A 13,188-nucleotide genomic window follows, 5' to 3' on the forward strand; every position below is an offset into this window, starting at 1 on the left:
GTCCGGCGGCCGGCCCGCGCCGCATGATTCCCGCCGCCGGGGAAAGGACGAGCACCATGGAACATTCCTACAGCGGCCTGACCGAGCTGATCAGCCAGGATGCCCAGGCCCGGGCGTATTTCATGTCCCTGCCCGACTACGTGCAGGGCATGATTCAGCAGCGCAACGACAACGTGCGCACCGCCGACACCCTGCACCGCTACGCCGAGAACCTGCTGGCGGGCGACAAATAAAAAGTACCGGCATGCCGCCCAGAATCGGCATGCCGGTACTTTTTTGAACCGTGCTTATTCCACCGTCACGCTCTTGGCCAGATTGCGTGGCTTATCGATGTCGCAGTGGCGGGCCAGCGCGATATAGTAGCCCAGCAGCTGCATGGGCACCACCTCCAGGGAGGGCATGAGCAGATCGTTGGTTTTGGGGATATAAATCACGTGATCCGCCTCGGGCAGCACCTCCCGGTTGTCGTCGGTGGTCACCACCAGCACCTCCGCCCCCCGGGCCTTGACTTCCTTGATGTTGGACATGGTCTTTTCCGTCAGCTTGTCGCTGCAGGCCAGCGCCACCACGAAGGTGCCCTCCTCGATAAGGGAAATGGTGCCGTGCTTGAGCTCCCCGGCGGGATACGCCTCCGAGTGGATGTAGCTGATTTCCTTGAGCTTGAGGGATGCCTCCAGCGCCACGGCGTAATCCAGATTCCGCCCGATGAAATACGCGTGCTCCAGATAGGCGTACCGCTGGGCCAGCTGCTGCAGCTGGGGCGCCTGGCGCAGGATCCCCGCCACCAGATCAGGCAGACGGATAAGCGCGCTGAGCAGCCGGCGCTGATCCCGGTCGTCGATATGTCCTAGCTTGTGAGCGATGTAAAACGCCAGGAGGTACAGCATAACCAGCTGGGTGGAATACGCCTTGGTGGTGGCCACCGAAATTTCCGGTCCCGCCCAGGTATACAGCACGTCGTCGCTCTCCGCCGCGATGGAGCTGCCCACCACGTTGACGATGGACAGCACCCGCGCCCCCCGCCGTTTGGCCTCCCGCATGGCGGCCAGGGTGTCGGCCGTCTCTCCCGACTGGCTAATGACAATGGCCAGGGTGTTCGCGTCCACAATGGGGTCCCGATACCGGAACTCCGACGCCACATCCACGTCCACCGGGATGCGGGTCAGCTTTTCCAGCACGTATTTGCCCACCACCCCCGCGTGATAGGCGGAGCCGCACGCGAGGATGGCGATGCGCCGGATTTTGCGCAGCTGGGCGGCCGTCAGGCGGATGCCGTCCAGCACGATCCCCCCGTCCGCCCCGACGCGGGGGGACACCGTGGCGGCCAGCGCCGCCGGCTGCTCCAGAATCTCTTTGATCATGAAGTGGGCGTGCCCGCCCTTTTCCGCGCTGGTCACGTCCCAGTCGACCAGCATCTCCTTCTTCTCCACCGGCCGGCCGCCCTCGTCGAGCACCCGCGCCCCGTCCCGTGTCAGGCAAACCACCTCGCCGTCCGCCAGCTGGAGGATCCGCCGGGTGTGCGCCAGCACGGCGGGGATATCGGACGCGATGAAGTTACCCTCCTCCGACAGCCCGACAATCAGCGGGCTGGAACGACGCACCGCGACGATCTCGTCCGGATGCTCGGCGCACAGCACCCCCAGGGCGTAGGAACCCTCCAGCCGGGCGATGGCCGCCCGCACCGCGGCGGTGAAATCCCCGGTATACGCCTGTTCGATGAGGTGGGCGATGACCTCGGTGTCCGTCTCGGAAAGGAACGTCACCCCTTTATCCTGCAGCTCCTTTTTCAGCACGGCGTAGTTCTCGATGATCCCGTTGTGCACCACGGCGAACCGCCCGCTTGAACTGCGGTGGGGATGGGAGTTCTCGTCGCTGGGCTTCCCATGGGTTGCCCAGCGGGTGTGGCCGATGCCGGCCGTCGCCTCCATCCCTTCCCCCGCGTGAATGCTTTCGCTCAGGACGGCCAGCCGCCCTTTGGTTTTGTAAATCTCCACGCCGGCGCTTCCCACCAGCGCGATGCCGGCCGAATCGTACCCCCGGTACTCCAGCTTGGCCAGCCCCTCCAACAGGAGAGGGGCCGCCGGCTTGCGGCCAATGAATCCCACAATTCCACACATAAATTGACCAGTGCTCCTTTCTTCCCACACATGTGTCAGCCTGCCGTTCCGCCTCGTTCCCACAAACGCGGCGGAACGCTCTTTATTTTACTGCATCCATCCCACCCTGACAAGAAAAAAATGGATCGCCTCCCCTGTGAAATCGAAAAAATCTCTTAAGAAGCGGTAAAGAATCCCTCCCTCCCTTGCATTCGCCCTTATAAATGCATACAATAAGAGAGAAAGGACGTGGCGGCTTCATGAAACTCACCCGAGACGAGCATCTGTACTTCAATGCCTGCGCCAAGGCTCTTCTGGCCTGTCCGGAGGTGCAATCCATGAGCGCCTTCACCCAGCACGGGCGTGTCTCCTGTCTGGAGCACAGCCTCTCCGTCGCCTATTACAGCTATTGGCTCTGCCGCCGCCTGCGCCTGCGGGTGGACGGGGAAAGCCTGATCCGCGGCGCCCTGCTGCACGACTTTTTTCTCTACGACTGGCACACTGTCGGCCGGCAATACGGCCTGCATGGCTTCACCCACCCCGCCACCGCTCTGAAAAACGCCCGGCAGCGCTTCCGCCTGTCCCACAAGGCGGAGAACGTCATCGCCAGCCATATGTGGCCCCTGACACTCCGCCGCCTCCCCCGGTGCAAGGAAGCCGCCGCCGTATGCCTTATCGATAAATGCTGCTCCCTCGCGGAAACCTTCCGTCTGGCCAAACCTATCCCCGCCCTCCCCCAGCCGTAACCAGGCCGCCGCCCTTCGCGGCGGCTTCTTTCTTTGTGGAATCCCCCTGCTTTCTGTAATCGCCTTACCATTTAAAACGTGTCGATATTTGTGCATTTTGCTATTTTCAACAGCGTATTTCTGCCTATTGTAGAAAATGTTTGGATATTATTGTTGAACTATTGCTTTTTTTCCGCATACACTATATAATGAAGCTGCAGACAGGCGTCCTTTCGTTCGCTTGTCCCGCCCCGTGCCGAGGCTTCCGCCGGGCTGCCCCTTGCAGCCGGCATTTCCGATAGCCCATCGAATGGAAAGGAATGAATTAAGACCATGGCTGAGAAAGCGAAAGTGATAAAGAAGAAATCCGCTTCCCCCGTGCCCAAGGCCCAGCCGGAAGCGGATTTGAAAGCGCTCCTGACCGCCAAACTGCTGCACAACTTTTCCGTGCAGCCCGAAAGCGCCACCAACGAGCACTTCTATAACGCGCTGGTGCTGGTGCTGCGGGACATGATGCGCGCCCGCCGGGTGGAATACATTGGGGAAGCCCACCGGCAGCAGTCCAAGCAGGTGTATTACCTGTGCATGGAATTCCTCATGGGCCGCTCGCTTAAGAACACTCTGTATAACCTGAACCTCACCGAGGAGGCCCGCCAGGTGCTGGACGGCTTCCACGTCAAGCTGGACGCCCTGTTCGAGCTGGAACCCGACGCCGGCCTGGGCAATGGCGGCCTGGGCCGCCTGGCCGCCTGCTTCCTGGATGGCCTGGCCACCGCCGCCATCCCGGCCGTGGGCTATTCCTTACTGTATGAATACGGCATTTTCCGCCAGAAGCTGGTGGACGGCTGGCAGACCGAGCTGCCCGATTTCTGGCTCCCCGGCGGGGAAAGCTGGCTGCTGCCCCGTCCCGAACTGGCCAAGGAAGTGCGCTTCGACGGCAATATCCGGGAATGGTGGGACGACAACGGCTTCCATCACGTGGTGCACGACAACGCCAATATCGTCATCGCCCAGCCCTACGACCTGATGGTCGCGGGCAAGGATGGCCGCGGCGTGTCCACCCTGCGGCTGTGGCGCTCCACCGCCCCGGGCATGAACATGTCCCTGTTCAACCAGGGTGAATATATGCGCGCCATGGAGCAGAAGGCCATGGCCGAGGTCATCACCCAGGTGCTCTACCCCGCCGATAATCACCGGGAGGGCAAGTCCCTGCGGCTGTCGCAGCAGTATTTCCTGGTCTCCGCCTCGGTGCAGGACATCGTGCGCCGCCACCTCGAGCAGTTCGGCACCCTGGACAACCTGCCGGACAACGCCGCCGTCCACATCAACGACACCCACCCCACCCTGGCCATTCCTGAGCTGATGCGCATCATGCTGGATGAGTGCGGCTATTCCTGGGACGCGGCTTGGGATCTGGTCACCCGCACCGTGGCCTATACCAACCATACCGTCATGGCCGAGGCCCTGGAGTGCTGGCCGGAGGATCTCTTCCGCCAGCGCCTGCCCCGCATCTATCAGATCGTGCGGGAAATCAACAACCGCTTCAGCGCCCAGATGATGGAGGCCACCGGCGGCGACACCGAGAAGGTGGGCCGCATGGCCATTATCAGCTACGGCCTCATCAAAATGGCCAATCTCTGCGTCGCGGCCTGCCACTCGGTCAACGGCGTGTCCAAGCTGCACAGCGAGATCGTCAAGCACACCGTTTTCCCCGACGCCTTCTCCGTCACACCGGAGAAATTCACCAACGTCACCAACGGCATTGCCCACCGCCGCTGGCTCTGCCAGGCCAATCCCGGCCTGACCGCCTTCATCCGGGAAAGCATCGGGGACGGCTTCGTCCTCCACGCCGAAGAACTGGCGAAGCTCCGCCCCCTGGCGGACGACAAGGCCGCTCTGGAGCGCTTCGCCGCCATCAAGCGGGAAAACAAGGCCCGCCTCTCCGACTACGTCAAAAAGACCGCCGGTGTCTCCATCGACCCCGACTCCCTGTTCGACGTGCAGGTCAAGCGCCTGCATGAATACAAGCGCCAGCATCTTAACGCCCTGCACATCCTGCACACCTATCTCCAGCTCAAGGACAACCCGCACATGGATTTCGTCCCCCGCACCTACCTGTTCGGCGCCAAATCCGCCCCCGGGTACTACCTGGCCAAGGAGATCATCCGCTTCATCTGCAACCTGGCCAAGGAGATCGACAGCGATCCCGCCGTGCGGGATAAGCTCAAGGTGGTGTACCTGGAGGACTACCGCGTCACCCTGGCCGAGATGCTCATGCCCGCCGCCGACATCAGCGAGCAGATCTCCCTGGCTGGCACCGAGGCCAGCGGCACCGGCAACATGAAGCTGATGATGAACGGCGCCGTCACCCTGGGCACCATGGATGGGGCCAATGTGGAAATCTATGACGCCGTGGGCCCGGACAATATCTTCATCTTCGGCATGTCCACCGAGGAGGTGGAGGCTCTCAAAAAGCAGGGGTATCAGCCTCAGTCGCTGTATACCGGCAATCCCCACATCCACCGGGCCATCGACGCCATGTACGCCGGCTTCGGCGGCCACACCTACGGGGAAATCGCCGGCTCCCTCACCTCCAAGGACCCGTATATGGTGCTCGCGGACTTCGAGGACTACCTGCGGGCGCAGAATCTCTCCGCCGAAACCTACCGGGACAAAGAAAAATGGGCCCGCATGGCCCTGCTCAACACCGCGGGCAGCGGTGTGTTCGCCTCCGATCGGTCCATCCGGGACTATTCCGACCGGATCTGGCACTGCCGCCCGGTGAAATAAAAAGACAAGCACAAAGGGCTGCCGCGCCGCGGCGGCCCTTTGTGTTTTGCCGGCTAAAAATTTTTTCGAGATCCCGTCGTCTTTTTTCGCCCGCGCTGTCACTATTCTACAGAGAGGGGGACGGATATGAAAGCCAACGCCGAAATCGAGCGGCTGCTGCTGGCCTGTCCCGGGGACATGGGTGCGCTCGAGCAGCTCTACCGGCTGATGAAACGGGATATTTTCGCCTTTGCCTACAGCCTGCTGGGGGACGTCCCTCTGGCGGAGGACTGCGTGCAGGAAACCTTCGCCCGCCTGCCCCGCGCCGCCGCCCGCCTGCGGAACCCGGGCAGCGGTAAGGCCTTCGTGTTCGCCGTCGCCCGCCACGCCGCCATGGAGCTGCTGCGCAAAAAACCGCCCGCCGCCGAGCCGCCCGCCGACCTGCCCGACGATGCGGGCGATTTCACCCGGACGGTGGAGGCCGCCCAGATCCTCCTTCGGCTGGACGAGCCGGAACGCCAAATCCTGGTGCTGCATATCTATTGCGGCTGGACCTTCCGCCAAATCGCCGCCTTGCTGGACCGACCGGCCAGCACTGTCAAATCCTGCTACGCCCGGGCCAAGGCCCGGGTGCGCCAAGAATGGAGGAACGCCAATGACCTCGTTTGATAAGGAACTGACCCGCTTTCTGGACGAGCGGGGGGACGCCTGCGACGTCTGGGCCGCCGTAAGGCAGCGCGCGGCGGCCGGCGGCCTGCTGGATACGCCCTATCTGCCGCCCCCCTGTCCCCCGCCAAGGAAAAGCCGCGCCCGCCTCGTCGCCCTGGCGGCAGCCGCCGCGGCTCTGGTCGTCGTTGTCGGGGCCGCGCTGACCCTAGCCGTCCGGCAGGCCAACCTTCCCCTGCCGCCTGCCGGCCCGGGGGGCTTGGCCGTGTCCGCTGTCTACCCGGGCGGCGCTTTGCTGCGCCTGGATCTGGAACGGTACGACGCGAAGGAAAACACGCTTGTCGCCCGCCTGATCAACGACACGAGCACCGGTTATACCTTCGGCATGGAGTACAGCCTGTCCCGCCTGACGAACGGCTCGTGGACGTCCTGTCCCCCGGCCGACGACTGGACGATCATCGACCTGGCCGGCCTGCTACCGCCCCACGGCGAGTTCTCCCGGCAATTCTCCCTCGCCCCCTTCTTCCCCGACGGCCTGGAGCCGGGGGATTACCGCCTCGATATGACCCTTCACCCGGACGGCTCCGAAGGAGGCGCCGAGCAAACCGTATCCCTTTATTTCCATGCCGAGAGCCGCTGAAAGCGGCGCTCTCCACGGTGAAGCCATTGGAGAGCGCCGCTTTTTGCAACCCCGCCCATTTGGACAGAGGTTGTAGGGGCGAGCACTGCTCGCCCGTGAAACAGCCCCGCCGCCATGGGAAACGGGCGAGCGATGCTCGCCCCTGAAAAAGCGCGGTTTATCCTGCGTTTGCTCTGCGTATATCGTCGCTCTCCCGACATTCGCCGGGAGAGCGGCCGCATTGTGAACAGTCCAATTTTTTGCAAAAGAAAAATTTATTTTCTCGCTGCTTATAGGTGTAAGCCATGAAAAAATATCTTTGTGCTATACTGGAGATAGCCGCTAGTTCTATAGAAAAAAAGGAGGTTTATTCATGGCAGAACCGTATAGCAACGAGGGGAATCCCTCCATTGCCAGCGCCCGGGACATGGATGCCGGTCAGCAGGAATTTCGCCGCTTAATCCTTTGGGCAAAAGAAAATCCCCAGGATTGGTCTCGCATTTGCCACACCGAAAACTACCATCCGGATATCGAGTATGTTGCGGATCTCGTGGAAAGGCTTTACCGGGAAAAGCTGTATACCCTGATACTCGTTGTGCTCTACGCGAACGATTACACGCGGGACGTGGATTGGGTGATAAGCAGAACGATACATGAGTGCTTTCTAGATGTCCCCGTTTCCCTGTTGATGGAACGCTTTCTCATAAACCTCAAGCTAAAAGCAGCGGAACCGGCACAGAATGCCCAGACATGAGCGAAAAGAGCGGGAGAGCTTCATTGCTCTCCCGCTTCCCTTACGCTATATCCGGTAGCAGACGGAGCGCTTGTCCGTGCTCCGCCCGTTGCCTGAGTCGTCGTCCTTTACGCAGCCGGTCAGCCCCGCGGCCAGGACGGCCGCCGTCAGCAGAACCAGCAGCCGTTTCATTACCGGCATGGTCGGATCCTTCCTTTTTCCGTGGCGTTACTGGTAGTGTGCCCGCCAAAGCCCGCCGCCCGGCAGGAAATTCCTGCCGGGCGGCGAATCGTTTAGAAAATGGTCTGTAAAAGGAATCGATGGCCATTCCCGCCGGACTTCCGTTACGCCCGGCCGTACAACTCCGCCAGCCGCCGCAGCTCCTGCGCCAGCTCGTCGGTGAACTGCCCGGGAGACAGCCGCCACAGCCAGTTGCCCCCGATGGTGGAAGGCGTGTTCATCCGGGCCGTGTCGTCCAGCTCCAAAATGTCCTGCATTTGAAAAATCGCCGCGTCCGCCACGCTTTGGTAGGCGGCGCGCAGCAGGGCGCGCGGAATGTCCTCCCGCCGCCCCGCCTGCAGATAGTCCATCAGATACCGCAGCTCCTCGTCGGTTTTTCCCGCGCAGTAGCCGGCGATGGTCTCGTTGTCGTGGGTGCCGCCGTACACCGCGGCATTGTGATCGAACCAGTGGGGCAGATGGGTGTTCCCCGCCCCGCTGTCGAAAGCGAACAGCAGCACCTTCATGCCCGGGTATCCCGTGGCCTGCAGCAGCCGGCGCACCGACTCGTGAAGCACCCCCAGATCCTCCGCCAGGATCCGGGCGTCTCCCGCCGCCTGATCGATGGCGTCGGTCAGCCGCTTGCCCGGCCCCTCCCGCCACTCTCCCATGAGAGCCGTCTCGCTCGCCGCCGGGATGGCGTAATACCGGGCGATGCCGATGAAATGGTCGATGCGGATCACATCGTACAGCCGCGCGCACCGCGCCACCCGCCGCCGCCACCAGGCAAAGCCGTCCCGCTCCATGGCCGCCCAGTCGTACAGCGGATTGCCCCACCGCTGCCCGGTGGCGGAAAACGCGTCCGGCGGCACCCCTGCCACGTGGGTGGGGCGCCCCGTCTCGTCCAGCTGGAACTGCCCCGGCGCCGCCCATACGTCGGCGCTGTCCAGCGCCGCGTAAATCGGAATATCCCCGATGATGGCGATCCCCGCCCGGTTGGCGTACGTCTTGAGCGCGGCCCACTGCCCATCAAATAGGAATTGGCAGAACTGCCAGAACCGGATATTCTCCGCCAGCTCCCGCCGCCAAGCATCCACCGCGTCCGGCCGGCGCAGTCGGATGTCCTCGTCCCACTGCAGCCATTCCCTGTGACCGAACCGCTCCTTGAGCGCCATATAGAAGGCGTAATCGTCCAGCCAGTCGCGCTGCGCGTCGCAATAGGCCGCGAACGCCCCGTTCCTGTCCGCGAACCGCCCGAACGCCCGGCGCAGCAGCGGGAACCGCGTCTCGAACAGCCAGCCGTAATCCACCCGATCCGGGCGGCCCGCCGGGATGGCCGCCAGCTCCCTGGCCGTCAGCAGTCCATCCCGCGCCAGGGTGTCCAAATCAATGAAATACGGGTTGCCCGCGAAGGCGGAGAAGGATTGGTACGGGCTGTCCCCATAGCTGGTCGGCCCCACCGGCAGCACCTGCCAGTAGGTCTGTCCCGCCCGGTGCAGCCGGTCAATAAACTCCCGGGCGTCCTTCCCCAGCGTGCCGATGCCGTAAGGCGAGGGCAGGCTGCTGATGGGCAGTAGGATCCCCGCTCCCCGCTTGAGTGGCGCTTTCATCTTCACCGCCGTCCTTTCCCGTTTGCTCGATACCGCGACCGGTCATAACGCTAGTATATGTTCAAAAAGCGGCCGGTATCCCCAGCCGCTTTTCTCCTCCCCAACAGCGCTTTCCGCCGAATAAAACACCCCATCGCCAAGCCCATACGGGCCGGTGATGGGGTGTTGCCGTCTCGCTTACGGCCTTTCTTCCCGCGGCTCATCCGCCGCCGGCCGCACCAGGATTTCCGTCACCCGGCGCATCTCGGTGGCGGTGATGGTCACCTCGAGTCCCTCGGCCTCGAACCGGTCGCCGGTCTGCGGCACGGCGCCCAGCTCCTGCTGCGCCCAGCCGCCCACCGACACCACGTCGTATTCCTTGTCGATATGGAAAAACTCCAGCATATCGTCCAGCCGCACATCCCCCTTGACGCAGAAGCCGCCGTCCGGCAGCGGGCGGATGTCCTCCACCACGTCGTCGTGCTCGTCCCAGATTTCGCCCACCAGCTCCTCCAGGATGTCCTCCATGGTCACGATGCCGCAGGTGCCGCCGAACTCGTCCACCACCGCCGCCAGATGCGCCTTGTCCCGCTGCAGCTGCCGCAGCAGCGCCGAAATCTTCATGCCGGTCGGCACGCAGGGCACCTCTTGGATGATGGCGCTCAGATCCGTCCCGCCCTCATGGAGCAGGGTGTAAAAATCCTTTTCATGGATGACGCCCAGCAGGGTGTCGATGGTATGCCGGTACACCAGCATCCGGGAATATCCGTTTTGCAGGAACTTGTCGGAGATTTCTTCCAGCGTGTCCCGCTCCTCCACCGCCACCACCTGCACCCGGGGGGTAAGGATATCCTCCACGTCCAGGTCGTTGAACTCGATGGCCGAGCGGATCAGCTCTCCTTCGTGCTCGTCGATGCTGCCCCCGCTCTGCACCTCGTCCACCATGACCTTCAGCTCCTCGCCGGTCATGCCCGTGTCTGCCCGGGGCCGGAACACCCGGTTGAGCAGCTTTTTCCACTGCAAAAACAGCCAGTTCAGCGGCTTGAAAACCACCAGGAACACCCGCAGCAGCGGCGCGGCCAGCATGGCGAAGCTCTCCGCGTTCTGCTTGGCCAGGCTCTTCGGGGAGATCTCCCCGAAGATCAGCACCACCACCGTCATCACCACGGTGGAGATGGTCACGCCCTTGTCCCCCAGAAACCTCACAAACACCACCGTAGCGATGGACGCGGAGGCGATGTTGACGATGTTGTTGCCGATGAGGATGGTGGAAAGCAGCCGGTCGTAATCCTCCGCCATGCGCAGCACCAGGGCCGCCCGCTTGCTGCCGGCCGCCGCCATGGTTTTCAACCGGATCCGGTTGATGGTGGTAAAGGCCGTCTCCGTCGCCGAAAAAAAGCCGGAAAAAGCCACAAGCAAAATCAAAACGGCGATGTACACCCAACTGGAACTGTCCACGAAGGACACCACACTCCTTTTCTGTCGTCCATTGTCTATGCCGTCATCTGGAAGCCGGGCGGTTTCCTCCCGCCCCTGTTTTATGATAATACGGTCCCCGCCGTGAAAAAATGCCTGGGGCAGCGCCGCATTCATCATGTCCAGCGAACCGGCGACGGCTTGGCGGGGAATTCCCCGCGCCATCCCAATCACCGGATTTACTCATTACTTACCTCAACGGCCTAAAAACCGCGCGGGCCGGAAGCGCCGTTCAGCCGCTTCCGTTCGGTAACCCGCTGGCGCTCAGCCACTCGCGGGCGTAGTCACGAAAGGCCAAGAGATCCTCCCGGTTCCAGCGGACGCCCCCGGTCTCCCGCTGCGCCTCCCGCACGGGTGTCTCCGCGTGGTAAACGTCCAGCGCCGCCGCTATCAGGGGCCGGAACCTTTCCGGCAGCCGCCGCAGCCCCCACGCGCCTCCCTCGTCCTTGCTGTAGGGGTAGACCTCCCGATCTGTCAGCGCCTGCAGCACCCGGCAGAGGTTGAGCACACCGTAATAAGGGATTTCCAGCAGGCGCTCCCCCTCGAGTATTTCCCCCGCGTCGGCCAGAATCGCCCGCAAAAACGCCTCCCGGCTCACGTCGCCGAACACCTCAGCAATCGGTCTCCCGTACAGGCAGACGCCCCGCCGGCGCACGCAGAACAGATGCGCCGGCAGATCCCCGTCCGTCCGCCCCGTGCCATAGGACACCTCGCCCCGCAGAACCCGCTCATGCCAAGCGGCGGAATAATGCAACTCGTAGGGGGTGGGGATAGGAACCCGCGCCGCCGTGTCAGCGGTCATCGCCGACACCTCGAGGCTTCCCACCGTTGGCCTTTTCTCGGCCAGCCGGGCGATGGCCAGGTTCAGCCCGGCGGCCATGCCGCCGTCCAGCCTGTCCGGCACCACAATTAGCAGGTCGATATCGCTTTTCGGCCGGTAATAGCTGCCGGTGGCCAGCGAGCCATGGAGGTACACCCCCGTCACGTTCGCCGCTCCCAGCCAGTCGGTGGTCAGCCGGATAAAGCGCTGCACAAAGGCCCGAATATCCGCGTCGCAGGTCTGCCAGCTCTGTGCGTGCACACCGTCCGCCCCTTTCCTATCCGGCCGCGCCTACCCCCAAACCTGGGCCACCGCCACAATCAGCGGCATGGTGACAACGGAAAACAAGGTGGACAGGCTCACCAGGTTGACGCTCAGCAGGGTGTCCTGCCCAAATTTGGTGGCGAACATGGTGGAGGCCGCCGCCACCGGCGCGCTCACCGCGATGACGCAGGAAACCAGCAGCGGCCCCCGCATCCCGCACAGTACCATGCCGAACAGCGCGAGCAGCGGCAGCGCTACCAGCCGCAGCCCGATGGCGACGTAGCTGCGCTTGTCCCGCAGGGCGGCGGGCAGATTCGTCTCGGCCAGATAAAAGCCGATGATCAACATGGGCACCGGGGTGTTCAGGGCCGCCAGATGCCCGATCGGCGCAGCCACCACCTCCGGCACCGGAATGGACAGCAGAAACACGAGAAGCCCCGCCGCCAACCCGATGACCCCCGGGTTGAGCAGCAGCTTTTTGGCCGACAGCCCCGTTTTCTCCCCGCTCATGGTGACCAGGCCATAGCTCCACAACACCAGGTTGAACACCGCCACATAGGCCGCGCCGTAAAACACGCCGGTCTCCCCCAGCAGGGCGGACTGCAGCGGCAGCGCCATGTACCCCGCATTGGAAAACACCGTGCAGAACCGCAGCACCCGCCGCCTGGCCTCGTCCTTGTCCCGAAAGACCAGATGGGCGATGAGGATGGAGACCACATGAACCGCGAGCGCCGCCGCTCCGGCCGCCAGCAGCCCCCGCAGCATGGACGGGTCGAACCGCCGCATGAAGGACTGGACGATGACGCAGGGAAAGGCCACGTACAGCACCACATCCGCCAAACACTTGACCGCCCCCGCGTTCAGCAGCTTCAGCCGCCCGCACACAAAGCCCACCCCAATGAGCAGAAACAGCACCAGCACCTGCTGGCCAACGGTCCAAAAACTCTCCGCCACTTGTCACCCATCCTCTTGCCTTATCCGGGCTCGGCGTCCCCCGGCGCCCCGCGGGAAACCGCCCGAGGCCGGGCCGGACAGCGCCGGGCGCCCGGCGAAAAATCCATGGGTTCTATCTTACACGATATCGGTTGGCTTTTCAAGGAAAATGGACGGAAAAATGCGATTTCGTCCCCTAGAAGAGGCGGAAAAACTCGAAAAAATTCGAAAAAATGCGTGTGTTTTCGCGTGTTTTTCACCTTCCGCGCAAAACGGCCC

General features: G+C 63.0%; 12 protein-coding genes. 6 read left to right on the forward strand and 6 right to left on the reverse strand.

Annotated features, from left to right (window positions below; translation table 11 throughout):
- Positions 1–56: 56 nt before the first annotated feature.
- The gene (locus ACSAMM_RS09225) at positions 57–233 is read left to right on the forward strand and encodes a hypothetical protein (RefSeq protein ID WP_178724478.1); all 177 of its coding nucleotides are present in this window, start codon (positions 57–59) and stop codon (positions 231–233) included.
- A 54-nt stretch (positions 234–287) separates the two neighbouring features.
- Here ACSAMM_RS09225 and glmS read toward each other — a convergent pair whose 3' ends face one another.
- Positions 288–2,117: a glutamine--fructose-6-phosphate transaminase (isomerizing) gene (gene glmS / locus ACSAMM_RS09230; protein ID WP_178724477.1), complete on the reverse strand. Its 1,830-nt coding sequence runs from the start codon at positions 2,115–2,117 to the stop codon at positions 288–290.
- 239 nt (positions 2,118–2,356) lie between these two features.
- Between glmS and ACSAMM_RS09235 the strand changes: the two genes are divergently transcribed.
- The 5 genes from ACSAMM_RS09235 to ACSAMM_RS09255 all read left to right on the forward strand — a co-directional run bounded on the left by ACSAMM_RS09235 (position 2,357) and on the right by ACSAMM_RS09255 (position 7,629).
- On the forward strand, positions 2,357–2,842 hold the full coding sequence (locus ACSAMM_RS09235) for an HD domain-containing protein (RefSeq protein WP_178724475.1): 486 nt from the start codon (positions 2,357–2,359) through the stop codon (positions 2,840–2,842).
- A gap of 312 nt (positions 2,843–3,154) precedes the next feature.
- Positions 3,155–5,611, forward strand: coding sequence for a glycogen/starch/alpha-glucan family phosphorylase (locus ACSAMM_RS09240; RefSeq protein ID WP_178724473.1), 2,457 nt, complete (start codon positions 3,155–3,157; stop codon positions 5,609–5,611).
- 126 nt (positions 5,612–5,737) lie between these two features.
- Positions 5,738–6,259, forward strand: a complete 522-nt coding sequence (locus tag ACSAMM_RS09245) for an RNA polymerase sigma factor (protein ID WP_457791141.1) — start codon at positions 5,738–5,740, stop codon at positions 6,257–6,259.
- Positions 6,246–6,896, forward strand: a complete 651-nt coding sequence (locus ACSAMM_RS09250; protein WP_457791142.1) for an immunoglobulin-like domain-containing protein — start codon at positions 6,246–6,248, stop codon at positions 6,894–6,896. Before ACSAMM_RS09245 ends, ACSAMM_RS09250 begins: the two co-directional genes overlap by 14 nt.
- Before the next feature lie 352 nt (positions 6,897–7,248).
- A complete protein-coding gene (locus ACSAMM_RS09255; protein WP_457791143.1) occupies positions 7,249–7,629 on the forward strand; it encodes a hypothetical protein in 381 nt (126 codons plus the stop codon).
- Between the two features lie 45 nt (positions 7,630–7,674).
- Here the strand turns inward: ACSAMM_RS09255 and ACSAMM_RS09260 are convergent, their stop codons facing one another.
- The 5 genes from ACSAMM_RS09260 to ACSAMM_RS09280 form a co-directional block, all read right to left on the reverse strand.
- Entirely contained in the window at positions 7,675–7,809 is a 135-nt protein-coding gene (locus ACSAMM_RS09260) for a hypothetical protein (protein ID WP_457791144.1), read from the reverse strand.
- A 143-nt stretch (positions 7,810–7,952) separates the two neighbouring features.
- Positions 7,953–9,437, reverse strand: a complete 1,485-nt coding sequence (gene malQ, locus ACSAMM_RS09265) for a 4-alpha-glucanotransferase (protein ID WP_457791145.1) — start codon at positions 9,435–9,437, stop codon at positions 7,953–7,955.
- A gap of 177 nt (positions 9,438–9,614) precedes the next feature.
- Complete coding sequence (locus ACSAMM_RS09270; RefSeq protein WP_457792169.1) at positions 9,615–11,057, reverse strand: HlyC/CorC family transporter; 1,443 nt, start codon at positions 11,055–11,057, stop codon at positions 9,615–9,617.
- A 67-nt stretch (positions 11,058–11,124) separates the two neighbouring features.
- Complete coding sequence (locus ACSAMM_RS09275; protein WP_457791146.1) at positions 11,125–11,973, reverse strand: aminoglycoside adenylyltransferase domain-containing protein; 849 nt, start codon at positions 11,971–11,973, stop codon at positions 11,125–11,127.
- Positions 11,974–12,003: 30 nt separating this feature from the next.
- Positions 12,004–12,930, reverse strand: coding sequence for an AEC family transporter (locus ACSAMM_RS09280; protein WP_457791147.1), 927 nt, complete (start codon positions 12,928–12,930; stop codon positions 12,004–12,006).
- Positions 12,931–13,188 lie beyond the last annotated feature (258 nt).

The organism is Anaeromassilibacillus sp. SJQ-5, from assembly GCF_054108045.1.